Below are 25,480 nucleotides of genomic sequence, written 5' to 3'. Positions count from 1 at the left end.
TTCCCGAAAGCCGCCATTCTGGCCTTATCCAGGTTGCAGGCGCATATGGCCATCATTTCTGAACATCACGTCTTCCTGTCGGAAGACGCCAATGTCGGGCTTCAGACCCGTCTGAAGGACGCGATCACCCGTGCGATCTGGGACGGGCGCTTTGCCGCCGGGGATCGCCTGCCGGCCACCCGCGCGCTGGCGCGCCATCTCGGGATCAGCCGCATCACCGTCAGCCTCGCCTACGATAGTCTTCTGGCGACGGGATATATCGTGTCGGTGGCGCGCTCGGGCTATTTCGTGGCCTCCGACGCGCCGACGCGGATCGAAGGCGTCGCACCTTTGGGCGCAGCGCTGGTCGATCATGTCGATTGGCAGGCCCGGCTTGGCCCGATGCCTGCCGCCCTTGGCGCGCAGGCCAATCCGCCAGATTGGCGGCGCTACAAATACCCGTTCATCTTTGGCGAACCGGATGTGTCGCGGTTTCCGGTCGATGATTGGCGCGATTGCGTGCGCCGCGCGCTTGGCAAACGCCATTTCGAACAGATCGCCTTTGATGCACGCGACCGGGACGACCCGTTCCTGCTGGAACAAATCGTGCGCCGGTCGGTGTCGGGCCGCGGCGTTGCGGCTGCGGTGGACGAGGTTTTGGTCACCGCTGGCGCACAAAATGCGCTGTGGCTCATGGTGCAGGTGCTCTTCCCCAAGCGCCGGGGTGTCGTGGCGATGGAGGACCCGGGCTATCCGGAAATGCGCAACCTTCTGCGGTTTCATGGCCTGACAATCCACCCGATCCCGGTTGATCGGGAAGGCATGAAAGTGGCCGAGATCCCTGACGGCGTTGATGCGGTCTTCACCACGCCCTCGCACCAAGCGCCCACAGGCGCGACCATGTCGATGGCCCGTCGCAAGGCCTTGCTGGAGCGCGCCGAGCAGGATGATTTCGTCGTTATCGAAGACGATTACGACTACGAAATGGCTTATGCCTCCCCGGCGCTTCCCGCGTTGAAATCCCTCGATCAGCGGGGCCGCGTGGCCTATGTCGGCAGCTTCTCGAAATCGATCTTTCCCGGTCTGCGGCTGGGTTACCTGAACGCTGATCCGCGTGTCATTGATCAGGCGCGCGCGATCCGGACGCTCAATGAACGCCACCCCCCTGGCCTGACCCAAAAGACCGTCGCCTATTTCCTGTCGGAAGGGCATTACAACAGCCATTCGCGGCGGATGCGGATGCGGATGGCACGCCGCAACGAAGTCCTGCGCGAGGCACTTGCGCGTCATGGCCTGACCCCGGCGCTGAAACGCGCGACGGGTGGAACGACCCTTTGGTTGCGGGGGCCGGTCGACATGATCGACACCGAAGTCGTAACCGCTTTGCGCGAAAAATCGGTGTTGGTGGAGGCCGGGTCCGCCTTTTATGCCGGCCCGGATGCGCCGCGAAACCGACTGCGCCTTGGCTTTGCAACCATCGAAACGGCGTTGATCGCCGACGGTGTCGCCCTGATCGCCGAAGCCATAGCCGAACTCGGCTAGACGCGCGCGCGCTCGGACTTGGGGTCATACATCGGCCGCAGGCTCGCCTCGGCCGGCACGCGCGTCCCGGCCACTTCAACCTCATACGTCGACGCCAGCACGTCGTCTGGGCTTTCACCGGGGCAGGGGACATAGCCAAGCCCGATCGCCCCGCCCAACGTGTGCCCGTAATTGCCCGAGGTGATGTAGCTGACGACTTCGCCGTTGCGCACGATCGGTTCGGCATGGAACAACATCGCTTCGGGGTCGGTCAGCTTGAATTGCACCATCCGCATCTGTAGCCCCTCGTCGCGTTTGCGCGCCACCGCATCCGCCCCGATGAAGGTGTTTTTCTGCTTGCTCACGGCAAAGCCCAAGCCCGCCTCCAACACGTGATCCTCGCCGGTAATGTCATGGCCGAAATGGCGAAACGCCTTCTCGATCCGGCAACTGTCCATCATGTGCAGCCCACACAGGCGCAGGCCATGGTCCGCGCCCGCCTCAAGTAGGGTCTCGAACACATGGGCTGCCTGATCGGCGGAGACGTAAAGCTCCCAGCCCAACTCGCCCACGTAAGTCACCCGGTGTGCGCGTGCGAGGCCAAGCCCGATCTCGACCTGCTGCGCCGTGCCGAACGGGAAGGCGTCGCCGGACCAATCATGGGGGCTGACGGCTTGCATCACCGCGCGCGCTCGCGGCCCCATTACGCAGATCACCGCCTCGGACGCCGTGACATCGGACAGGATCACCACCTCATCGCGGCGATGCGCCTTGAGCCACGCCATATCCCGGATCAACGTCGCGGCAGGTGTCACGATCAAATAGCTGTCGTCTGCCAGCCGCGTGATCGTCACGTCCGCCTCGATCCCGGCGCGCGCATTGAGGAATTGCGTGTAGACAATCTTGCCCAAAGGCACCGACATATTGCCCGCCGCGATCCGGTTCAGGAAGGCCTCCGCATCCGGCCCGTCGACGCGGATTTTGCCGAACGACGACATATCATAAAGGCCCACACCGTCGCGGATCGCGGCATGTTCCTGCGCCTGATTGGCGAACCAGTTCTGGCCGTTCCAATCGTAGTGATACGCGCGTTCCTGCCCCTCATTGGCGAACCAATTGGCCCGTTCCCACCCGGCCAATTCGCCGAAGACGGCCCCGTTGGCCTTCAGGTGTTCGTGCAGGGGCGAGCGCCGCACACCGCGCGCGGTGGCTTTCTGACGGTTGGGATAATGATCCGCATAGAGCAGCCCCAGTGTCTCGGACGCCCGCTCGCGCAGGTAGCGGCGGTTTTGCTGAAACGGCTGCATCCGGCGGATATCCACATCGCCGATATCGAACGGCGGAATGCCGTTTTCCATCCATTCCGCCAACGCCCATCCCGCGCCGCCCGCGGATTGGATGCCGATGGAATTGAACCCGGCACAGACCCAATAGCCATCCAATTCCGGCGCAGGTCCAAGGTGGTAGGCATCATCGGGCGTGAAGCTTTCCGGCCCGTTAAAGAAGGTGTGAATGCCTGCCTCCGCCAGCATCGGCATCCGCGCGCAGGCGGCCTCAAGGATCGGCTCGAAATGGTCGAAATCCTCGGGCAATTGGTCAAACTCGAAATCTTCGGGGATCGGCCCCCAGGGCTTTGACTTCGGCTCGAACGCGCCAAGCAACATCTTGCCCGCGTCTTCCTTGTAATACGCGCATTCGTCCGGCACCCGCAGGACCGGAAGCTGCGTCAATTCGGGGATCTGCTCGGTCACGATGTAGAAATGCTCGCACGCCTGCAGCGGCACATTCACCCCCGCCATCGCGCCGAAATCGCGCGCCCACATGCCGGCGCAATTGACCACGATATCGGCCTGGATTTCGCCGCTGTCGCCGTCCGCTTCCCACGATACGCCGCGCACGCGGCCCTCGGCCTGCGACACGCCCGTGACCTTCACATTCTCCAACACACGCGCGCCGCCCATCCGCGCGCCCTTGGCCATGGATAGCGCGATATTGGATGGGTCGCCTTGCCCGTCGAGCGGCAGCCAAACGGCGGCTGTCATCCCCTCGGTGTTCACATGCGGATAATGGCGGAGCACTTCGGCGACGTCGATCTCCTCGACCTCGACCCCGAAGGCGCGTGCCATCGAGGCCTGCCGCCGGATCTCTTCGGCCCGGTGCTCGGTCAGCGCCATGGTGATCGACCCGCAGCGGCGGAACCCCGTCGCCACGCCCGTCTCAGCCTCAAGGTTGCCGTAGAGCTCCTGAGAATATTTCGCGAGCCGGGTCATGTTCTTGGTCGCGCGCAGCTGCGCGATCAGGCCCGCCGCGTGCCACGTCGTCCCGGAGGTCAGGCGCTTGCGTTCTAGCAGTACCACATCCCTCCACCCCAGTTTCGTCAGATGATAGGCCACCGAACACCCGGCGACCCCGCCGCCGACAATCACAACGCGCGCGTGGGAAGGTACGTCTGGCATCTGGTAAACCCCGGTCGAAGCTCGGCAATAGGAAAAAGGGCGGGTCTTTCACAAGGCCCGCCCGATCAGGTTCAGCCGTTGTCGCGCATATCGTCAAGCGTTGCGCGGAAACGGTCGACAATCTCGTCGACATGGTGCCGCTCGGCGATGAACTGCGGCGCGATGATCGCGTTGTCGCCGGTGAACTTGACCGATAGGCCCTGCCAGAACATCCGCTTCTGAAGCTCTGTACCGCGCATGCCCGGCCCGCCTTCGGCGTGAACTTCGACCCCTGCCATGAGGCCCGCGACCCGGATATCCTTGATCATCTCGTGCCCTTTGAGGCCGTCCATCAGGGCCGCCTCGAAATACGGGATCATCGCATCGGCGCGTGCAATCAGGTCTTCCTCGGCGATAATATCCATCATCGCATTGCCCGCCGCACAAGCCGCAGGGTGCCCGGAATAGGTGTAGCCGTGGAAGAACTCGGTCAGGCCGCGCTTGGATTGGCCAACAACCGTCTCGTAGATATCATCCTTCACGCCGACCGCGCCCATCGGGATCGACCCGTTCGTCAGGGCCTTGGCCATCGTGATGATATCCGGCTCCACGCCGTACTTCTGCGCGGCAAACGCGGTGCCCATGCGGCCAAATCCCGTGATCACCTCGTCAAAGACCAGCAAGATCCCGTATTGGTCGCAGATCTCGCGCAGGCGCTGAAGGTAGCCCTTGGGCGGCGGCAGCGCGCCCGTCGATCCCGCGACCGGTTCAACAAAGACGGCGGCGATGTTCTGCCCGCCATAGGTTTGCGCCATCCGCTCCAGATCATTGGCCAGTTCAACGCCGCGATGCTCGGAATGACCGCCCGGAATGAACGTCTCGGCCGGATCATAGGTATGGCGCAGCATCATCACGCCGGGCACCGTCGCGTGGAAGATATCGCGATTCTTGACCATCCCCGAAAGGCTTACGCCACCGATGTTCACACCATGATAGGCGCGCTCTCGGCTGACGAAACGCGGGCGGCTTTCGCCCCGCGCGTTCCAATAGGCCATAACGATTTTCATCGCCGTATCCACGCTTTCCGACCCGGAATTGGTGAAGAACACGTGGTTCATCTGCTCGGGCAACATGCGCCCGATCTTCTCGGCCAGCGCGAAAGATCCCGGATGACCCGCCTGAAACGGCATCACATAGGTGTATTCGGTCATCTGCTTGGCGACGGCCTCGGCGATCTTCGGGTGGCAATGGCCCGCAGGCGAGCAGAACAGGCCCGAAGAGCCATCCAGCAATTGTCCGCCGCGATGGTCGTAAAGGTGCACGCCTTCGGCGCGGACCACGAGGCGCGGGTCTTCCTTGAACCCGCGGTTGTCCGAGAACGGCATCCAATGCGCTTCAAGTGAGTTGTTGGCTGCGTCATAGGCCATGGGTCGATCCCTCCCAAATGGCGCGTCGTGCGCGCGAAAACGATGGCGCAAAATCGCTCCGAGTGAAGAGTCGGAGTAGGGCCAGAGGCAACGTTGATTAAGGCCACCCAAGCGCGTGAAGTGCGGCGGCGGATTAGTCAGGCGCCTGCGCCTGTACCGCCGTAACCGCGATGATATCGACAATGTCTTGCGCCGTCGCCCCCCGGCTCAGGTCGTTGGCCGGCTTCGCCAGACCCTGCAGGACTGGGCCGATTGCCGTCGCACCGCCGATGCGCTGCGCGATCTTGTAGCCGATATTGCCCGCGTCGAGATTGGGAAAAACGAAGACATTGGCCACGCCCGCAACAGCCGACCCCTCGGCCTTGCGCGCTGCGACCGACGGCACAAAGGCCGCGTCGAATTGCAACTCTCCGTCAATGGCCAGCTCGGGTGCCGCTTCGCGCGCCAGCGTCAACGCCTCCGTGACCTTGTTGACGGCACCGTGTTTGGCGCTGCCCATCGTGGAAAACGACAGCATCGCTACCTTGGCTTCCGTATCCAGAAGCGCTTCGGCCGAGGCCGCTGCCTGCTGAGCGATTCCGGCCAGTTCCTCCGCCGATGGGTCGATGACCAACCCGCAATCGGAAAACACCATGCCCCGTGGGCCTGCGGGATGCTCCGGCGGCAGTGCCATGAGGAAGAAACTCGACACCAACGGCGCACCCGGCGCCTTGCCGATGACCTGCAACGCCGCGCGCACCACGTCCGATGTCGTGCGCACGCAGCCGCCGATCGTGCCATCCGCCAGCCCCTCGCGCACCATCATCGCCGCGAAAACCAACGGGTCGCGCATGGCCTCGGTTGCGCGCGCCTCCGTCATGCCCTTGTGGCCGCGCAATTCCATGAGGCGCGCTACAAAGGCGTCATGATGGGGCGAGTTTTCAGGGTTAAGCACTTGCACGCCGGGCGAAATCGCCACCTGCACTTCGGTCGGGCCAAGGATGGTGACCTCGGCCAGACCCCGTTCAACAGCAATCCGTGCGGCATCTTGCACGCGCGGATCATCGCCTTCGCTCAGAACGATGTGCTTTTTGTCCGCCGTCGCGCGGGCGGCGATGGCGGCAAGCGGATCACCTGCCGCCACGCTCATGTCAGGCGACCTGCTGCGGAACCATGTCGTCGGCGCTGATGCCAGCGACCGAGACGGGCTTCTTCATCGCATCGCGGCGGAACGGCTCGCCCAGTTCCTGGTTCAGCACGACCTCGATCAACGTGGTCTTGCCGTTCTCCATCTGGTCCTTGATCGCCTTGTTCAGCACGGCGGTCAGCTCTTCCATCCCATGCACGGCCACGCCTTCCAGACCGCAGGCCTTGGCGATGCCCGCGTAGCTGACCTCTTCGTCCAGCTCGGTGCCCACGAAATTGTCGTCAAACCAAAGGGTCGAGTTCCGCTTTTCCGCGCCCCATTGGTAGTTGCGGAACACGATCTGCGTCACCGGCGGCCAATCGCCCCGGCCAATCGCCGTCAGTTCGTTGACCGCAATCCCGAACGCGCCGTCCCCGGCAAAACCCACGACCGGAACATCGGGCTGCCCGATCTTGGCGCCGACAATCGCCGGAAGGCCATAACCGCACGGCCCGAACAGACCCGGCGCCAGATATTTCCGGCCCTCGTCGAAATCGGGATAGGCGTTGCCGATGGCGCAGTTGTTGCCGATATCGCTTGAGATGATCGCCTCGCGCGGCAGGGCGGCGGTGATCGCGCGCCACGCCATGCGCGGGCTCATCCAATCGGGCTTGGCCTGACGCGCGCGCTCGTTCCAGGTGGTGCCGGGATCGTCGTCTTCATGGGTCATCTCGGTCAACTGCTGCGCCCACCGCGATTTGGTCTCGGCGATCTTCGCCTTACGCTCGGCACGCATGTGATCGCCCGCCGTATCGGTCAGGCCGTTCAGAATACCCTTGGCGACCTTGGCCGCGTCACCAACGATGCCAACCGTGACCTTCTTGGTCAGGCCGATCCGGTCGGGGTTGATGTCGACCTGAATGATCGTGGCATCCTTGGGCCAGTAATCCATCCCGTAGCCCGGCAGGGTCGAGAACGGGTTCAGGCGCGTGCCAAGGCACAGAACCACGTCCGCCTCCTTGATCAACTCCATGCCCGCCTTCGAGCCGTTGTAGCCAAGCGGCCCGGCAAACAGAGGATGCGATCCGGGGAAGGCGTCGTTGTGCTGATAGCCCACGCAAACCGGCGCATCGAGCCGCTCGGCCAGCGCCTTGGACGCCGCAATACCGCCATCGGACAACACAACACCCGCACCGTTCAGAATCACCGGGTTCTTCGCGTTCGACAGGATCTCGGCGGCCTTGGCGACCGAGTTCTCGCCACCGGGCGAGCGCTCGAATTCAATCGGCTCGGGCACTTCGATATCCACAACCTGGGTCCAGAAATCGCGCGGAATGTTGATCTGCGCGGGGCCCGAAAGGCGCTTGGCCTGGCTGATCACGCGGGTCAGAACCTCGGCCACGCGCGACGGGTCGCGGACTTCTTCCTGATAGGCGACCATGTCCTGGAACAAAGCCATCTGTTCGACTTCCTGAAAGCCACCCTGACCGATGGTCTTGTTGGCGGCTTGCGGCGTGACCAGCAAAAGCGGCGTGTGGTTCCAATACGCGGTCTTTACGGCGGTCACGAAATTGGTGATGCCGGGGCCGTTTTGCGCGATCATCATCGACATCTTGCCGGTCGCGCGGGTGTAGCCGTCGGACATGAAACCCGCCGAGCCTTCGTGCGCGCAATCCCAGAACTTGATGCCCGCGGCCGGGAACAGATCCGAGATCGGCATCATGGCCGAGCCGATGATCCCGAAGGCATGTTCGATGCCGTGACGCTGAAGTGTTTTGACGAAGGCTTCTTCGGTGGTCATTTTCATGGCTAATCTCCGGAAGAGGCGGACTCCCCCGCGGGTCCGCATTTGCGCGCTATTGAGCCTAGAAGTCTCGATATCGGTAGGGCCAATACCAAAGGGTGGGTAAGGCCAACCCGAGGCCACCCCCCTGGAACGGGCAAGACATCCTGGTCGGCCCCTCATCTGCACAAGTCAGCGGTCGATGGCAAGTCATCGCGCGCGCCACGCCAATTGGACGCGGCGCGCGCCGTTCAAACCTTGTCGACAAAGGTGCGCGCCGCCGAATGATCCGCGTCAGGATCCGGCGTTCTGGGTCTCTTTGGCGTCATCTTTCGGACGCTTGCCAATATGTTGCAACACCGGGCGCACATCCGTCGCGCGGCCCATCGCCAGCATCGCCTCGGTCATCAGAACGCGCAAAGCGCGATGCGTCGGCGCGGCCTCGATCGCGGCAACAAGGATGGCATGCGCTGCCGGTCCGTCGCCTGTTGCAAGGGCGATCCGCGCTTTTGCGGCGGCAATGTCGGTGCGGGTGACCTCCGCTGCGTTGGCGTCATTACTGAACAGCAGCGCTTCGGCCTCCGAGACGATCGTGCGGGCCCGGCGGATATCGTTTTCGGCCAGTGCCGCCGTCAGGTTCTCGGTGAATGTGCCACTCTCGGGGGGCAATGGGGGAGCTTGCCGCCGATTAACCTGTGACACCTTGGTTGTCCGTCGAACCTCATGTTCCGATACGGCACCATTGATATTGCGGCCCATGGCAGCACCCCCATAATTCTCGCGATGTTGTTTCGGTATTTTCGCCAAGTGATAGCGACGTGTCCCGTAGATGGAGCATAACGCGCATCTCGGTTAATTGTTGGTTAATGTATACCTAAAAATCCGCAGCACAAATATTTGCGGTCATTGGAGTGCGGAAGTGCGGCTGTGCTCCGCCGATTCATCAGCGACAAAGTGCCTGTCACCTGCATGCGCGAAACCCGTGTTGGGCCGTTGCGCCACGGGGCGCTTTGGGGCAAGCTGCCTTTCGCACCTTCCCCCGCACTCTGCCAGATTTCGCGGGCCCTCAGATTTTTTAGTGGAGCTTTCCGTTGCCGCCGTTTTTCCGTTCCGCCGCTGTTTCCTGTGTTTCTGCGCTTTTGTTCACCACCGGGATCGGGGCCGCACAAGGCATTGACTTGCCGGACCAATCCACTCTCGACACCCAGCTTGCGGAACTCAACCAGAACGTGCCGGGCTCGGTCTTCGCCATGCAGCCATTGCGCAACGCGCAGACGCTGATCGACGCAGATGGCACCACCTTTACACTGACCTCACTCAACCCTTCGGTGAACTCATGGTTCGTGCTGCAGATCACCCCCGAGGGTGGGCGCTCACGGTTCGCGCATTTCGAAAATGGCGCGCCGGACATCTGGGACGTGTCGCTGATTGATGAAGATGGACCGGCCCTTTTGATTGAAGGCGATGGCGACAGTTTTGCATGCGCCCCGTGGGAAGATGGCGAATTGGATGAGGCCCAATCCGGCGCCCTGCCATTTGCCCCGGTTTGCGATTGGAGCCTTTTCGTCCGCAATCCCGTAAGCGGGAATCGCACCACCCGCGAAGCCGTTGCGGAATTCCTGCGTGACAATATCGTTTTCGGCGAATCCATTGTGAACCTGATCAAGGGAGCGTTTTTCGAGGATGCCTTCATGGTCTCCTCCGAAGACGAGGAAGCGGTGGAAGAGATCGACGGCGTTGAACTGCTTGGCACCGCACGTCTCGACAGCACACCCAACATGCGCCCGTTCATGGGATTCGAGCTGACCGGGACAGATGCCGGCGCGATGACGGCGGGCTCTTGGTACGAGGTGGCCGACAGCCCCGGCGTCTACGCCTCCGCGATGCAGCCCGCGATGATTGCGGGTGACGTCTTTCAGGTTCCCGGCGCCAATGGGCTCGACGGGACCGAGCGGCGCGCAGACGTGTATCTTGTGGCCTTCGACATGGCGCGGTTCGATATCGGATACGAGCTTGGCACCGAACACCCGCGCCTTGGCTGGTCTTCGCGCCCGTCGAACCGGCATGGGCAGGGCTCCGGCCCCGACGGCTTCAACCGGCCTGACCCGCTCGTGCGCACCGGTATGCTCAGCCCCGCTTTCGTGGACCGCGTCGCTGCGACCTTCACCGGCGGTTTCAAGCGGGATCATGGTGCGTGGCGCTTCGGCGATTACGCGACCTTCAACTACGGCCACCACTACGGCTTCATGCAGAACGGCGTTCTGCTGTCGCGGCTCTGGCCCAACCTTGCGACGCTTTACCTGACCCAGGACGGCGAGGTGAACATGCGCACGTGGTCTGACGCGGATGACGCGCTTCTGCCGGAGCTGATGTTTGCGCGGCAAAACGGCGTGCCGATCATCGAGAACGGCGTGCCCGGCGACCGCGTGACAAACTGGGGCGGCGGCAATTGGTCGGGCGATGCCAACGCGACCCTGCGCACCCTGCGCGGCGGGGCCTGCATGCGCACGGTCGAGGGCCGGCAATTCCTGATCTACGCGTATTTCTCGTCGGCCACGCCTTCGGCCATGGCCCGCACATTTCAGGCCTACGACTGCGATTATGCGATGCTTCTCGACATGAATTCGCAGGAGCACACGTACATGGCGCTCTACATCCACGATGAGCAAGGCGAGGAAGAGATGCGCTGGCAGCACCTCGTCTCGGGCATGGCCGAGGCCGATCCGGACAACGGCCGTGTCGCGCGCTTCATTCAAGCGCCTGACAACCGGGATTTCTTTTACCTTTTGCGGAGGCAGTGATGGGATTTGGCACGAGTTTGAAGACGGCATGCACGGCGCTTGCCCTGGCGGTGACGGGCGCTGCGGCAGATGCTCAGACGCTTGGCGAACGCAACGAACTTTTGTTCCAGCAACTGCAGGAAATCCGCGGCCTGTCTAATTCCGAGATCAACCGCGTGCGCCAGATCTTCGCCAATTCGCCCAACGGCTGGATGGGGCAGGGCAACCCAGCGGTCACGCAGCACCCGCTGACCCCCGAAGAGGCAGCAACCCGCATCGGCGGCTCGGTCGAGCAGGTTCAAGCCAGCTACCGCAACCGAGAGTTCGAGCGGATCTGCGGCGGGCCCTACATGGTACCACTCTATGATCCCGAAACCCAGACCCCGGCGGATGCGACGGTCTGCGCGGACATGTTCGAATATCCCAACATCCCGATGGCCTATCCGGTCGTGTGGGTCCGCGCCAATGAGGCCGCGCAGCTTTGTGCGGCCGAAGGCGCGCGCATCGGTGACGCGCATGAATGGGAAGGGGCCGCCGCCGGTCAGCTTTTGCCGCCCGATTACCCCTTCGATCTGGTGCGCGGGATGAGCGGGTCGGCCGCGGTCAACACGATCCGCAACTGGCACAACAATCACTACGCAAGCACCTCGGGCACCTATTCCATCGGCGCATGGCAATCGGGCGTCTGCGCGACGGGCTCGTTCAAGAACGCCTCGTGCAATGGCGGCAGCTTTCAGGGCTGCGGGTCAAACACCTATCCGGCGGGCAGCTTTCCGGCCTGCCAATCGCCGCTGGGGGTCTTTGACATCGACGGCAACGCGGCGGAGCATATGAACCTGCCTTTGTCGGAGGACCAGATGGCCTCGGCCGGGTCCACGACGTTGGGTGTGACGGAAATGAAAGGGTCTTGGTTCATCTGGGACACGATCCGCGCCCATGAACATTGGGCCCGCTGGCGCGCGCCGTTCTGGCACGGCACCCGCGTGATGAGCGAGAGCAGCCACAGGAATTATCACCTTGGCTTCCGCTGTTTCCGGGACGTGCGGTAGGGGTTTCGCGCGCGAAACGATAATCCTTCGTTAACAATGGGTTAACGTGTGAAGCTGATGTTAACTACGAAGGGCGCCCGGTGTGGCGCCTTTTCTTTTTATGCGCGGGATTGTGGGCGGGGTGCAGGGCAGATTGCCGCGAAACGCCCCCGGGAAATCACGTTTTCCGGGGGGTGTTGCAGTGAGCGCTTCGCCCGATCGGGATGTTGGCCTAAGAGCTGGCGGCAGGTCACGGAGTTCCGCGCCGATCACGCGGGTTTCCGGTGGCCTTAAAGGGACGCCAGCCGGATGGTCGCCCCGGTCAGGGTCCCGTCAGAATTCAGGAACCCGGCATAGCGTTCATCGGTCAGAAGTTCGCGCAGATCAACGGCCTCGCCGTTCACGAAGGCGGTGCGGCTGACCAGCCGGATGCCGTGGGAATAATCGGCGTAATACTCGCCATGCACGGTCGACAGCGGCTGGATCGCGCGGCCATTGGTGCGGTGCCAGCCATAGATCGCGACGCGGCCCGGATTGCGCGACAGGCGGTTGGCGATGACGAGGTCTTTCTTGTGACCGGCCACCAGCATGCCCTGTTGCGCGCCCGCGCGGGAAAATTGGCCATCGACGGTTTGATCATGGGTGACGAAATAGTTCGTCGACGACATGGCCGAACCGGGCGTCATCGGCGAGGGTGCAATGCGCACATCCGCTTGCCGGTAAATGGCATCGACCATCGAGGTCGTGGGCAGCATCATGTCGAAGGCGTCGGCCACGCGCAGTGCTGCGGGCAGGCCAAGGGGCACACGGACATGGTCGCTGTCGGACCCGATGGCAAGGTAGTCGGGCGTGACGCAGATCGTAACGGTGACGGAGCGCCCGCCAACGGTGTTGTCGAAGGTGACGGGCTGCAGATCGCGCATATAGCTTGGCATATTGCCGTGAAGCGCCTCTTGCACGAGGCGATTGTCGCGGCCCGAGCCCGAGCCGTTGCCGACCGCCGCCATCACCGCCGCACCGCCCGAAGCGGAGCCGGGACGGCGCGGCATCTCGCGCGCCTGCCGGGGGGAGCAATCGCCCGCGCCACCGCCAAAGAGGCTGCCGCCGGGAATTTCACCGACCTCGCCTCGCGCGAGTTCGAAGTCGAGCTCATCGGGGCGCGCGGCAACGCGTGTCACCAAATCCGAAGGCCGCAGCGCCGGGCGCGGGCTTGCGGCGGCCAGAAGGGTAGAGGTTTGAGGCCCGGTCTCGGGATCGGGCCAGGCGGGCGTCGTCGTGCCATCGGGGCGCGCCACGGGCAGCGGGAAGGTGCGCGCGCGGGCGATGGTGATGTTGCGGGCCACGGTCAGGATGTCGGGCCCCTGGCTGGGGCGCGGATCGGGCGCAATCTCGGGGCGGCCTTCAACGATCGTGTAGAGCGGGCGGTCAGACGCGTTTGGCGCGCGGGACGCCGGCACGGCGCCCTCGGCGAGGCTCGGCGCGACACGAGTGCGCGGGCCGCTATCGATGGCCACGGAAACGGTGGTGTCGAAGACAGAAGGAAGCGGATAGGCGCGGTCGGGCTGCACATCGGATGCGGGCGCGCTGGCGGTCTCGCCGGTGATCACACGTTCGAACGCTGCGCGTTGCGCGTCGAAGGCGTTGGAATAAATGACATATCCGCCACTCAGAACGGCAAGCGTGGTGCCCAGGACAAGGCCAAGAACGGCATTGGCATGGTCGAAGGGGCCGGCATTGGTGGCGGCGCGCAGGCCTTGCGTCCGCTCATGCACGTCATCGCATGTCGGTGCATCGCAAGGAAACGTGCGTCCCCGCACGTCTTCCGATAGCGCGCGTCCCCGCACGACTCTGGCCGTTGCTGTCCCATCCATCTTGAGGCACTGCCCCTTCGTTATGCGTCCGCGGTGCCTTCCGCGGTGTGCTGTCCCATCACTTTGACCGTGCCTATGACGGAAGTGTTAAATTAGCAACAAGATCAATTCAGTTTTTCCGCAGCGCTTGTATTTTGCGCGGAATCCCGCCAGCCGCGCTTGGCCGCAGGCTTAGAGCGAGGTCTTCTTGAAGATCGGCTCGGGAATATTGCGGATCACGGCCATCACAACACGCCAGATCGGCCGCGTGTAGATCACATTGGTCTGTTTCTGCACGGCACGAAGAACGGCGGCCCCGACCTCGGATGGCTCGGCGGTCAGGGGGGCGGGTGTGTCCATTCCGTCAAGCATCGCAGTGCGCACGAAGCCCGGCAGAACCGTCACGACGTGGACGCCCTTTTTGGCCAACCGGTTGCGCAGACCCGACAGGAAGGCGGTGAAGCCCGCCTTGGCCGAGCCGTAGATGTAGTTTGAGGCACGTCCGCGATCGCCCGCGACCGACGAGATGCCCACGAGGCAGCCCGAGCCGCGCGCCTCCATCGCGTTGGCGAGATGGGCGAGGATGCTGGCGGGGCCTTCGAAGTTCGAGCGCATGACGTGGGCGGCGGCCTGCGGATCGGCGGCGGATTGATCCTGATCACCCATGGCGCCGACGGCACAAACCGCAACCTCGGGCAGGGCGGGCAGGGCGGCGATGAAATCAGCGTGACTGTCGAGGGTGAGTGCATCGAAATCATGCAAGCTGACCGCGACCCCATAGCGGGTGCGCAGATCGGCGGCGTCATCTTCCAGGCGCGCGGCAGTGCGCGCGGCCAGTTGGATCGGGTGACCCGCTTCGGCAAAGCTGCGCGCGACGGCCCGCGCGATGCCCGAGGCCGCGCCCAGGATCAGGACCGGGCCGCTCATAGCCCCAACCTTTCCGATTGCAGCGAGGTGAAGTGGTCAGAGAGGCCGGATTGCTTGCGCATCGCCGCGAAAGCCTCCGCGCGTGGATCGGCCTTGGCGACGGCCTCCGGCATGCGGGCGTCTTTGGCGAGGTAGAAGCGCCCGCCATGGGCAAGGGTGATGTCATCGAGTTGGCGCATCAGGGCAAGGCTCCGATCTGAGGCGGGGAAATCCAGGGCCAGTGTGTAGCCGGGCATTGGGAAGGAAAAAGGGCCGGATTGCGGCCCGAACCGTTTCAGGACCGACAGGACGGATCCGGTTTGCGCGGCGGCGATGGCATCCATCAGGGCGGCGAGGCCGGTGGCGGAGGTCTCCATGGGCAGGGCGCATTGGAATTGCACGAAGCCGTCGCGGCCATAGAGCCGGTTCCAGTTGGCCAGCGCGTCGAGGGGGTAGAAATAGCTGTCCCAGTCCACGAGCGCCTGGCCCGCGCGCCGCGCCCCGCGCCGCCAGTAGATGCCGTTGAGTGCGCGCAGCCACAGGCCGCGAAACACGAAGGGTGGGGCGCCAAACGGCACCGGCAGCTTGCGTTTGCGTTTGACGTTGAACCGGTTCCAGCCCGAGGGGAGCTCCGAAGGGGTTGCGTGCCGCCCCAGCAGCAGGAGGGAATGGCCATGGTGCGGCCCGTCCGAGCAATCGATCCAGGCGACGGAATAGGGCGCATCGCGCGTTTCATCGAAGGCATCGAGCGTGGCAGAAAGCGAGGTCAGGGCACGGGTTTCCTGCGCGATATACATCGTCTCGACCGGACGCAGACGGATCTGGGCGCGCAGGATCACACCGGTCAGGCCCATACCGCCGAGGGTCCAGTCAAAGAGGGTGTCGCCGGGGGCGGCACGGGTCACGGCGCCGTCCGGGCCCATCACGTCGACCCAATCGACGCAGGCGCGGAACGAGCCGTCGATATGATGGTTCTTGCCATGCACATCCGCCGCAATCGCGCCGCCGAGGCTGACGTATTTGGTGCCGGGCGTGACCATTGGGAACCAGCCGCGCGGCAGAAATGTGTGGATGATATCGGCCAGAAGCACGCCCGCCTCGGCCACCAGAACGCCCGCATCGAACGATAACATGCGGTCCATGCCGGTCATCGCAAGCGTCTGACCGGGGTTCATCGCGGCATCGCCGTAGGCGCGCCCGTTGCCACGCGCGATCAGGGGGGCCGCGGCCACGGCCTGTGCGACATCGGCCTGCGACCGGGCGGAGACGACGTTGCAATCCACCTTCGGATACCGGCCCCAGCCGCTGATCAGGCTCATGGCGTGGCCTCGCGGAACACGAACCGGCGGTCGAGCTGGTACTTGGTGACATAGCCGATGGTAAGGCCAATTATGGCGCCTGTCTCGCGTGCGAATTCGGTACCCCAGATCAGCCAAAACGCCGTTTCCGTCGCCCAGAAAATTACCGTGGTGACGACACCCATAAGCGAATAGAGCCCGAATTGCTTGCCCTGCGCCGCCGCCCCGGCGGTCCGATCAAAAAAGATCCAGCGCTTGTCGAGGACGTATTTCACCATCAGCCCCGCCAGCGTTCCCGCCCCAAGGGCAAGGGTGAACCAAAGCGCATTGCCCCCGCCAATAAGCACCAGCCGTTGCACCGCGAGGTTCACGATCACGGCCACGATGGCGAAAGCCGTGTAGCGGACGACGAGCGTGGTGCGGCTCATGCCGATCGTACTCCGCATGTACGGCGTTGTGCGGCGTGATCAGCCGGCTTGATGGTGTGGATCTGTGTCAGCGCCTTGGCCTCTTTTGTGTCCGGCTTGAACCTGCCCCAGCCCCCACGCCTTGGCCAGTCCAATTTCCCGCGCCCATCGACGCATTGGTGACGCATTGGTATCGACAGCTGCGTGGTCGGTGGCTATCGTCATTGATGTTGATTTTATAGGGGAATTGCCTGCCATGAAGCTGCCTGTTGCGTTGCGTACGATCTCACTTGTGTCCGCTTTGGCGCTGATGGCGGGAGCGGCCACGGCGCAGGATGACGGAGCGGCGGAGCGCGCGGCAGCGGTGGAGGAAGCCCTGGCCGCGTTCGATGCGCTGGCGCAGGCCGCGCCGGACACTGAAACGGGGGCCGCGGCACAAGGCGAGGACGAGGTGGCTGCGGAGGCCGATGAAGCGAGTGAAGGTGCGGTGGAAGAAGCGCTCGCAGCCTTTGCCGCGCTGGCTGCCGAGACCGCCGCGCGGGCGGAGGAAGAGGCGACGGCGGAGCGCGCCGATGCGGTTGGCGCGGCGCGGGACGCCTTTGCGGCGCTTGCCGCGGAAACCGCCGCCCGCGCTGAGGCCGAAGCGCAGGCCACCCGCGCCGAAGCGGTTGAGGACGCGCAATCGGCTTTCGCCGCCCTGACCGCCGAGCGCGAGGCCGAAGCCGCCCGGCAGGCGGCCATCGCCGAGGCGCAGGCCGCGTTCGATGCGCTGGCCGCCGAAAGTGCCGCGCGGGCCGAGGCGCGGGCCGCGCTTGAGACCTGCGTTGCGACCGCCGGCACGCCGTCCGCAGAGAACTTCCCCAGCGAAGAGGCGCAGGTTGCCGCCTTGGGCGCGCTGCGCGAGGCGCTGCCGTTTTGCCGTGACGCGGCGCGGGCCCTGCCAGACGAGGCGGGGGCGGCGTTCTTCCATCTGGCCACGGCGGCGCAGGCCTCGGGTCGGCACCGTCGCGCGGTTCCGCTTTATGAACAGGCCGCCGAAGCCGGTGTTGCGCCCGCGCTGACGCGGTTGGGCGATTACCACAATTTCGGCCTGCGCCCGGTGCGCGAGGATGCCGAACAAGCGGTCGATTTCTATCGTCAGGCAGCAGAGGCCGGGGATACGGCCGGCACGGCGACGTTGGCATTCATGTACCGGCTCGGGCGCGGAGTGGAGCAATCGGGGGCGGAATACCTGCGCCTGATGGAGGAGGCCGCGGAGCGCGATTATCCCTTTGCGCAGCAGAACCTGGCGCAGACCTACCTGAGCGGCGAGGGCGTGCCGCGCGATGAGCTGGAGGGGCTTGACCTGCCCAATCCGCGCGCTGCGGTGCCGCTGTTCGTGACGCTGGCCAATGCGGGCAGCGCCGAGGCGATGCAATCGCTGATCACGCTATATTCGGATGGGGCCGATGGTATCGCGCCCAGTGATTTCCTACGCGGCGGCTGGGTCGAGATGCTGGCCGAAACCGGGGATCCGGTGGGCATTGCCGAGCGTGGGTTCCTGTATGAACAGGGCATCGGACGCCCCGCCAACCCCGAGCGCGCCGCCGCCGATTACGTGGCCGCGCTTGAAAGCGGTGAGGTCAACATCGACACGATGCGCGGCACGGTGAACGGCCAGACCCCACCGTGGGACCGCGACACGGCGATTGCGTTCCAGACCATCCTGTCCGAACGCGGCCTTTACACGATGCGCATTGATGGTGACGTGGGGCCGGGCACGCGGCGCGCGGCCGATGGGTTGGCCGCGTCCGAATAGGGGTTAGCGGTCCATGGCGTGATATTCGGCGTTTGGCATCATGTCGGACGCGATGGCGAAGCGGTTTGACATGTTGAAGAACCCGATGACGTCGGACAGATCGAAAATCTCGGCCTCGCTCAACCCCGCATCGCGCAGCGCCTGACGGTCGGGTGCGTCGACCTCCCACGGGGCGGTGGTCAGCTTCCATGCGAAATCGAGCATTGCGCGTTGGCGTGGTTCGATATCGGCGACGCGGTAATTCATCACCAACATTTCGCCCAGATGCGGATCCCCCGAGAGCGCGCGGACGGCCTGCCCATGGGCCACGAGGCAATAATAGCAGCGGTTGGCCGACGAGACGACGACGGCGACCATCTCGCGTTCCAGCTTGCTCAGGCCCGAGGGGGCGAGCATCAGGGTGTTGTAGTATTGGGCGAAGGCGCGGAGTTTGTCCTGATTGACGGTGAAGGTGCGCAGGACGTTGGGCACCATGCCGAGCTTGTCCTGACAAACCTCAAGGTAGCTCTGCATGTCATCGTCAAGCGTTGCGGGATCGGGCAGGTCGTAGATCGAGACGTGGTCTGGTTGTGGCATGGGATCCTCCGGCGTTTGGCCGCGATGCTGGCGGCTTGGTCGGGGATTGTCCACTCAGATCGGAGCGTCGAGCGGGGTGGGTTTCTTGTGCCGTTGCCGATAGCCGCGCGGTGTCGTGCCGTATTGTTCGCGGAATAACCTATGGAAATAGCTGAGGTTTTCGAAGCCGCAATCCTGCGCGATCACGGCGACCGCGTATTCACTGCCCGAGAGCATCATGGCGGCGTGCTGGATGCGGATGCGGTTGACGTATTGCGTCGGGCTCAGGCCCAGATGGCGACGGCTTTCACGGCAGACATGGGCTTGGGAGCGGCCTGCGGCTTCGATCATGCCCTCGGCGCCACGGCGAAACACCCGCGGCTCGCGCGCGGCCTGCGCCGCGGTGATCAGCCAGGGCGGGGCGGGGGTTTGCGTGCGGGCGGTGGCGTCGAGGACGTGGGTCATCATCGACAACAGGAAATGTTCGATCCGCGCAAGGCTGCGGTGACTGGATTGCAGGGTGAGCATGGCATTCACGGCGCGCTCTTTCTGCGGCCCGGCGAGCCGGATCGACATCGGAAATTCGCCATTGGACCAGAAGAAATTTCCCGCGATTTCAGGTGCGTAGCGTGAGACAAGGTGCGTGGCGCTGTCCTCGCGGAACATCACGTTGAGGATGCGCCCGCCGGTGCCCGGCGCAGCTTGCAACGCGTGGCGGTCGGGGGGGCGGATGAAGGTGAGCTGACCGGGTTCGAGCAGCTCCTCCAGCCCGTTGATCCAATGGTGTACCTGACCCTGTTCGACGAGAAAAAGCTCGAAATAATCATGACTGTGTTCGATCACCGGCGGGGTTTCCGGCAGGTTCTTTCGCGCGAAATGATAAGCGTCCCCAGGCGGCAAGTAGGTATCAATCCTGAACATTTTTTGCGGCAAGCGCATGAAAATAAGGGGCTTTCTGCATGTGCAAAGGCTTTGTAATTGTCAAAATAATATATGTTTTTGTCAAGGACGGGTCTGCAAAGGGGGCCGGGCGGATGGTTTAGTTGCGCAGAGGAGAGGGTTTGGGACAGATGCGCGTGAAGATGGATTTGGGATTTCGTCCGGCGGATGCGGCGCGGGCGCGGTGCTTGAGCGGGGCGCAGATCGCGCAGTACAATGCACTGGGCTTTGTGCAGCCCTTCGAGGTGTTCGCAACCGAAGAGATCACGCGGGTCCGGGCCTATTTCGACAGGTTGATGACGGATCTCGGGCCGGATGGGGCATACGGGATCAATTGCTACCAGGCGCGGATGGCGGGGATCTGGGATATCGCGACGGATGCGCGGATCCTGGACCTGGTGGAAGACATCGTGGGCCCGGATATCATCTGTTGGGCGAGCGCGATTTTATCAAAGAAACCAGAAGGTTCGCGTAATGTGCCTTGGCATCAGGACGCGTCGTTCTGGAAGCTGTCGCCGGCACGCACGGTGACGGTCTGGCTCGCCATTGACGACGCCGATGCCGCGAACGCAGCGATGCGGTTCATCCCCGGCACCCATGCGCGCGGCGCGCTGGCCACGTCGGAGATGGGCGCGAACAGCGTCTTCCACAAAGGCATCGCAAATGCCGAGGATTACGGTGCCCCCTTTGTCAACGCATTGAAAGCAGGACAAATTTCCCTGCATGCCGATATGCTCGTGCACGGCTCGGAGGTGAACCGGTCGGATCGGCGGCGCTGCGGCCTGACGTTGCGCTATTGTAGCCCCGACAGCCGGATCACGGACCCTGAATGGGCCCGCGGGGTGGAGGCGATCATCGCGCGCGGGAGCGACCCAAGCGGCCATTGGACCCATCACCCGCGCCCGGAAAATGACGATATCCTCGCCACGTCGAGCCCGCATGTGGTGGGCAACAATTGAGGGATGAGATGCGTTCACCGGACCGGACATGCGTGGAGAAGACCGCATTCATCCGAAGAAATGCGTTCATCTGCACGCTTTGCAGGAGCGCAGCCGAAGACATGCGCCCGCACGGTCCGCGCATCAATCCTCTACACGTCTTACGGAAGGGTTAATCGGCGATGCAGATCACATGGTTCGGACATGCGGCGTTCAAGCTGACGGATGCCACCGGCTTTTCGATCATCACCGACCCCTACACACCCGAGGGCGTCGGCTATGCGCCGATCCGCGAAAGCGCCGATGTTGTGGTGATCTCGTCGGATGACGACAGCGCCCATTGCCGCGCCGATTTGATCCCCGGCGAGCCACTGGTCCTGAACGCGCTGGACGTGGCCAAGGCGGGCGGCGCGGGGGAGGCGGGAGGGCTCACGGTCCATGCCATCGAAGCGATGGAATGGGAGCTGCACCCCGAACACGACATTCCGGGGCAAAACGGCATGTATCGCTTCGAGATGGACGGGATGAAAATCGCGCATATGGGCGATGTTGGAAACCCGCTGACCGAAGCGCAGCAGGATTTCTTTGCAGACACAGATGTGCTTCTGACGCTGGCCGGCGGGTATCTGACGATCGAGCTGCCGGATTTGATGGAAATGATCCACCGGGTGCAGCCGAAGATCATCATTCCGATGCATTTCCGTACGCTCACCTACAAGCCCCGAAACACGATGTGGATCGAGAGTTTCCTGGCGCATTTCCGCGACAATCATGTGGATTTCGCACTGTCCCATACCATCGACCTGACACGCGCCGATCTACCGGATCATAGCCGCGTGATGGTGATGGATTACCTGCGGTAGCGCGCGCGCAAGATTGCCATCCGCGCGCAGGTGCGGGTGGCCAAACCGGTCCGCGGGACGCCGCGGGTCGCACCAAAAGCCCTAGGGAGGACTTGATGAAAAAGACAACCAAACTGCTTCTTGGCACGGCGGCAATGACGCTGGCCCTGACAAGTGGCGCTTTCGCCCAGGATGTGTCGCGAGAGAACACGGTGATCTTCGATTTGGACCGCACGATTGCGGACCCGGAAAACTTCAACTGGATGACGGATGGTACCGGCATTCGGCGCATGCACGGCGCGCATCAGACGATGTGGGAGCCGCTTTTCATTCTGAATTACAACACCGGTGAGTTGGACCCGTGGCTGGCGCTTGAGGCGAATTCGGATGAAGGCGGCGCTGTTTGGACCATCGCGTTGCGCGAAGGCGTGACCTGGTCGGATGGCGAGGCGTTCGATGCCGATGACGTGGTGTTCACGGTCAACATGGCGCTGGAGAACGAAGAGCTGACGGCGCGCGAAGTTGCGACATTGCGCGGTCAGGTGGCCAGCGTTGAAGCGCTTGACAGTCACACCGTGCAATTCACTTTGAACGCGCCAAACCCCCGGTTTGCCGTGGAAAATTTCGGCGTGCGGATCTTTGGCAGTTTCCTGATCATGCCAGAGCATGTTTGGTCGGCGGCGGAGGACCCCGCGACGTTCACCTTCTTCCCGCCGATCGGGACGGGGCCGTATGTCTACGAGAGCAGCGCGTCGAACCGTGCGATCTGGGACCGGGCGGACAGCTGGTGGGGCGCAGAGACGGGCTTCATGGACATGCCCGAGCCCGAGCGCGTGATCTTCCTTGAATCGGGCGGTGAAGAAAGCCGGGCGCAGTTGATGATCGCGGGCGATCTGGACGCGGCGCAGAACCTCAGCGTTGGCACATTCGAAGCCATTCAGGCGCAAAACCCCGATGCGATGGCGTGGTATTCCGATTATCCCTATGCGGTTGCCGATCCTTGCGCGCGGCAGATGGAGATCAACACGACCGTCGCCCCTTGGGACAATGCCAACATGCGGCGCGCGGTGTCGATGATCATCGACCGGACGCAGATCGTGAACATTGCCGCCGAGGGTGCGACCACGGCGTCGAGCACGATGTTCGCGCAATATGGCTCGATGAGCCCGTTCATCGATGCAGTGGTCGAGGCAGGCCATGGCCTGTCGCCGACGGCGGATGTGGAAGGCGCGCAGGCGCTTCTGGAGGCCGAGGGCTGGACCCGTGACGGCGATTACTACACCCGCGATGGAGAAACGCTGTCGGTGGAGATCCACGTCAATTCCGCCTCGACCGAGTATACGCGGACGATTGACATGATCGTGGAACAGCTTCAGCGGGCGGGCATTGATGCGCGGTCGGTGCCGGTGGAAAACGGTGTGTTCTGGGGCGAGGTCCTGCCGTTCGGTGCCTTCACGATGAGCTATTCGTGGCTGTCGTGCGGGTCGGTGAACGAGCCGTGGGCGTCGATGGGCCGCTACACGGTGGCAGATGTGGTGCCGGTCGGCGAGCGCAGCCCCGGGTTCAACAACACGTCGCGCTGGGACGGGGAGGCAGCGGAAGCCTACTCCGCGATTGTTGACGAAATGGAGACGATGGCGCTTGGTGATCCGGCGATCCCGGGCATGGTGGCGGAGGCCTATCAGTATCTCGATGCCGAGATGCCCTTCGTGCCGCTGGTGCAGGCGTTCAAACTGATGCCGTTTGCCACCACCTATTGGGAGGGGTGGCCGTCGGCGGACAATTACTACAACCACCCGTTCTTCCATTGGAATTCCGGTCACCAGATCATCCACAACCTGACGCGCGCGGAGTGATCACCGACCATTGATAACAGGTCCTGGGGCGCGGCACCGTGCCCCCGGTCACCAGATTTCGTTCCGGGGAGGCACCGACATGGCCCGATATCTCGCCAATCGTCTGTTCACGCTGTTTCTGACGGTGTTCATCGCGGCGACGCTGATCTGGATCATCCCGCGGCTGTCGCCGGTCAATCCGATTGACGCGATGCTGGGGCGGATGGCCTCGGGCGGGGGGACCATCGAGAATTCCGGCGCGATCATGGAGCAGTTGATGGAGCGTTTCGGCTTCAACGACCCGTGGTACGTGCAGTATTTCCTATATATCAAGAACACTCTGACCTTCGATTTCGGCCTGTCGACGAATTCCTTCCCGACCCCGGTCGCACAGATGATCGGGGGCGCGCTGCCGTGGACCATCGGGTTGATGATGGTGGCGTTGATCATCACGTTCATCATCGGCAACCTTCTGGGCGCGTTGATGGTGTGGGAGCACACGCCGCGTCCGTGGAAGGCGGTGATCCCGGCGATGATGGTGTTCACGTCGATGCCGCCGATCCTGTCGGGGCTGTTGTTGATGTATGTGTTCTCGAGCACCTTGCCGTGGTTCCCATTGAACGGGGCATACGGGATCAATGTCGAGCCGGAATGGAGTCTGTCGTTCATCGGGTCGGTCATCCACCACGGCGTCCTGCCGGCGATGTCGATCGTGGTGGTGACCTTCGGGTTCTGGGCGCTTGGCATGCGGGGTCTGATGATCACGGTGCAGGGCGAGGATTACACGGTGCTGGCCAAGGCCAAGGGCCTGAAAAAGCGCTACATCTTATACAAATACATGATCCGCAACGCGATCCTGCCGCAGATCACGGCCTTTGCGCTGAAGATTGGTATGCTGGTGGCGGGGCAGGTCCTGGTGGAGCGCATCTTTGCATATCCGGGCATGGGCAAGCTGCTCTATGACGCGATCCTGACGCAGGATTACCCGGTCATCCAGGGGGTCAGTTTCGTGATCATCCTGATGACGGCGCTGGCTGTATTCCTGGTCGATCTGATCTATCCGCTGATTGATCCACGCATCCGGTTGGGAGGGTAAAGAGATGTCTGATCCTACAAACGCCGCCGCCCCGGAAACCGCCGCGCCAGATATGGCGGGCCTGACCAAACGGCAGCTCAAGCGTATGAAACGCTTCGACAATCCGTGGAACAATCCCAAACTGATCTGGGGTGTTTCGCTGCTCTTGGGGATCGTGGCACTGGGGATTTTCGGGCGGCTGTTCTGGGATACGGACTTGGTGTTCACCGGCGCGGTGATGCCGAGCCAGGCGCCGGTGGGGTTCGAGAACCTGCGCGGGCAAGTGGGCCTCGCGTCCAGCCCGTTGGGCACGGATGTGGCGGGCAAGGACCTTCTGGCGCTGCTGATCGTGGGGGCGCCCAATTCGCTTTACGTCGGCGTGCTGGCCAGCCTGATCGGGATGTCACTGGGCATCTTCCTGGGCTTTACCGCGGGCTATACCGGGGGCCGGGTCGATGATGTAATCCGGGTCAGTTCGGACGTGATGATCACGATCCCGCCGCTTCTGATCCTGGTGGTGGTGCAGGCCAGTTTCGGGGACATAACACTGACCATGATGGCGGTGCTGATCGCGGCGTTTGTCTGGCAATCGCCCACGCGCCTGATCCGGGCGCAGGTCCTGTCGATGCGCGAGAGCGGATACGTGCAGATGGCGCGACTGAGCGGCGCGTCGGACCGGCACATCATGTTCCGTGAAATGCTGCCCAACCTGGTGCCGTACCTTTTTGGGTCCTTCATCGCCAACGTCACCACCGCCATCGTTACAGCCGTGGGCCTTGAGGTTCTGGGCCTTGGGCCGCAGCGCGTGCCGACGTTGGGACGGGTGATCTACGACGCGATTGATAGCGCGGCACTGACCCGCGACATGTGGTGGTGGTGGGGCTTTCCGACGGTGTTGTTGATGGTGATGTTCATCGGGCTTTTGTTGATCAATCTGGGTCTCGATGAAGTGTCGAACCCGCGGTTGAGGAGGTTGTGA

The 25,480-nt window shown here is 63.3% G+C and carries 20 protein-coding genes; 9 read left to right on the top strand and 11 right to left on the bottom strand.

Going from position 1 to position 25,480, the window contains the following annotated elements:
• The first annotated feature begins 45 nt into the window (after positions 1-45).
• Positions 46-1,521 (top strand): MocR-like pyridoxine biosynthesis transcription factor PdxR, encoded by a 1,476-nt coding sequence (gene pdxR / locus V8J83_RS06735; RefSeq protein ID WP_339984761.1) that lies wholly within the window; start codon positions 46-48, stop codon positions 1,519-1,521.
• Here the strand turns inward: pdxR and V8J83_RS06730 are convergent.
• The 5 genes from V8J83_RS06730 to V8J83_RS06710 form a co-directional block, all read right to left on the bottom strand.
• Positions 1,518-3,956 (bottom strand): GcvT family protein, encoded by a 2,439-nt coding sequence (locus V8J83_RS06730; RefSeq protein WP_339984760.1) that lies wholly within the window; start codon positions 3,954-3,956, stop codon positions 1,518-1,520. The two genes, pdxR and V8J83_RS06730, sit on opposite strands and share 4 nt — an antisense overlap.
• Before the next feature lie 71 nt (positions 3,957-4,027).
• Complete coding sequence (aptA, locus tag V8J83_RS06725) at positions 4,028-5,362, bottom strand: omega-aminotransferase AptA (protein WP_339984759.1); 1,335 nt, start codon at positions 5,360-5,362, stop codon at positions 4,028-4,030.
• Between the two features lie 133 nt (positions 5,363-5,495).
• The gene (pta, locus tag V8J83_RS06720) at positions 5,496-6,491 is read right to left on the bottom strand and encodes a phosphate acetyltransferase (RefSeq protein WP_339984758.1); all 996 of its coding nucleotides are present in this window, start codon (positions 6,489-6,491) and stop codon (positions 5,496-5,498) included.
• A gap of 1 nt (position 6,492) precedes the next feature.
• Complete coding sequence (gene xsc / locus V8J83_RS06715; RefSeq protein WP_339984757.1) at positions 6,493-8,274, bottom strand: sulfoacetaldehyde acetyltransferase; 1,782 nt, start codon at positions 8,272-8,274, stop codon at positions 6,493-6,495.
• Positions 8,275-8,544: 270 nt separating this feature from the next.
• The gene (locus V8J83_RS06710; protein WP_339984755.1) at positions 8,545-8,952 is read right to left on the bottom strand and encodes a tetratricopeptide repeat protein; all 408 of its coding nucleotides are present in this window, start codon (positions 8,950-8,952) and stop codon (positions 8,545-8,547) included.
• A 389-nt stretch (positions 8,953-9,341) separates the two neighbouring features.
• Here V8J83_RS06710 and V8J83_RS06705 point away from each other — a divergent pair, with 389 nt between their 5' ends.
• Together V8J83_RS06705 and V8J83_RS06700 are read left to right on the top strand one after the other, a co-directional pair.
• Positions 9,342-11,051: a hypothetical protein gene (locus V8J83_RS06705; protein WP_339984753.1), complete on the top strand. Its 1,710-nt coding sequence runs from the start codon at positions 9,342-9,344 to the stop codon at positions 11,049-11,051.
• Positions 11,051-12,079 (top strand): SUMF1/EgtB/PvdO family nonheme iron enzyme, encoded by a 1,029-nt coding sequence (locus tag V8J83_RS06700; RefSeq protein WP_339984751.1) that lies wholly within the window; start codon positions 11,051-11,053, stop codon positions 12,077-12,079. The genes V8J83_RS06705 and V8J83_RS06700 overlap by 1 nt, the downstream gene beginning before the upstream one ends.
• Positions 12,080-12,348: 269 nt before the next feature.
• On the opposite strand, the gene V8J83_RS06695 is transcribed toward V8J83_RS06700, so the two are convergent.
• The 4 genes from V8J83_RS06695 to V8J83_RS06680 form a co-directional block, all read right to left on the bottom strand.
• Positions 12,349-13,830 carry a hypothetical protein gene (locus V8J83_RS06695; protein WP_339984749.1) on the bottom strand — a complete coding sequence of 494 codons (1,482 nt, stop codon included), beginning with the start codon at positions 13,828-13,830 and terminating at the stop codon, positions 12,349-12,351.
• A 270-nt stretch (positions 13,831-14,100) separates the two neighbouring features.
• Positions 14,101-14,835, bottom strand: coding sequence for an SDR family oxidoreductase (locus V8J83_RS06690; RefSeq protein WP_339984747.1), 735 nt, complete (start codon positions 14,833-14,835; stop codon positions 14,101-14,103).
• Positions 14,832-16,133, bottom strand: a complete 1,302-nt coding sequence (locus tag V8J83_RS06685) for an FAD-binding oxidoreductase (protein ID WP_339984745.1) — start codon at positions 16,131-16,133, stop codon at positions 14,832-14,834. Before V8J83_RS06685 ends, V8J83_RS06690 begins: the two co-directional genes overlap by 4 nt.
• On the bottom strand, positions 16,130-16,558 hold the full coding sequence (locus V8J83_RS06680) for a GtrA family protein (protein WP_339984743.1): 429 nt from the start codon (positions 16,556-16,558) through the stop codon (positions 16,130-16,132). The genes V8J83_RS06685 and V8J83_RS06680 overlap by 4 nt, the downstream gene beginning before the upstream one ends.
• A gap of 217 nt (positions 16,559-16,775) precedes the next feature.
• Between V8J83_RS06680 and V8J83_RS06675 the strand changes: the two genes are divergently transcribed.
• Positions 16,776-18,317 carry a tetratricopeptide repeat protein gene (locus V8J83_RS06675; RefSeq protein ID WP_339984741.1) on the top strand — a complete coding sequence of 514 codons (1,542 nt, stop codon included), beginning with the start codon at positions 16,776-16,778 and terminating at the stop codon, positions 18,315-18,317.
• Positions 18,318-18,320: 3 nt separating this feature from the next.
• Here V8J83_RS06675 and V8J83_RS06670 read toward each other — a convergent pair whose 3' ends face one another.
• Positions 18,321-18,893 (bottom strand): peroxidase-related enzyme, encoded by a 573-nt coding sequence (locus V8J83_RS06670; RefSeq protein WP_339984739.1) that lies wholly within the window; start codon positions 18,891-18,893, stop codon positions 18,321-18,323.
• 54 nt (positions 18,894-18,947) lie between these two features.
• A complete protein-coding gene (locus tag V8J83_RS06665) occupies positions 18,948-19,793 on the bottom strand; it encodes a helix-turn-helix transcriptional regulator (RefSeq protein WP_339984737.1) in 846 nt (281 codons plus the stop codon).
• A gap of 149 nt (positions 19,794-19,942) precedes the next feature.
• On the opposite strand from V8J83_RS06665, the gene V8J83_RS06660 reads away from it, so the two are divergent.
• The 5 genes from V8J83_RS06660 to V8J83_RS06640 all read left to right on the top strand — a co-directional run bounded on the left by V8J83_RS06660 (position 19,943) and on the right by V8J83_RS06640 (position 25,480).
• Entirely contained in the window at positions 19,943-20,770 is an 828-nt protein-coding gene (locus V8J83_RS06660; RefSeq protein WP_339986015.1) for a phytanoyl-CoA dioxygenase family protein, read from the top strand.
• Between the two features lie 161 nt (positions 20,771-20,931).
• Complete coding sequence (locus V8J83_RS06655) at positions 20,932-21,612, top strand: MBL fold metallo-hydrolase (RefSeq protein ID WP_339984735.1); 681 nt, start codon at positions 20,932-20,934, stop codon at positions 21,610-21,612.
• Positions 21,613-21,707: 95 nt separating this feature from the next.
• Positions 21,708-23,447, top strand: a complete 1,740-nt coding sequence (locus V8J83_RS06650; protein ID WP_339984733.1) for an ABC transporter substrate-binding protein — start codon at positions 21,708-21,710, stop codon at positions 23,445-23,447.
• 79 nt (positions 23,448-23,526) lie between these two features.
• Positions 23,527-24,522 (top strand): ABC transporter permease, encoded by a 996-nt coding sequence (locus V8J83_RS06645; protein ID WP_339984731.1) that lies wholly within the window; start codon positions 23,527-23,529, stop codon positions 24,520-24,522.
• A gap of 4 nt (positions 24,523-24,526) precedes the next feature.
• Positions 24,527-25,480: an ABC transporter permease gene (locus V8J83_RS06640; RefSeq protein WP_339984729.1), complete on the top strand. Its 954-nt coding sequence runs from the start codon at positions 24,527-24,529 to the stop codon at positions 25,478-25,480.

The sequence above is a fragment of the Gymnodinialimonas ulvae genome (assembly GCF_037543845.1).
Lineage (GTDB): Bacteria > Pseudomonadota > Alphaproteobacteria > Rhodobacterales > Rhodobacteraceae > Gymnodinialimonas > Gymnodinialimonas ulvae.
This window is presented reverse-complemented; position numbering and strand designations above follow the sequence as displayed.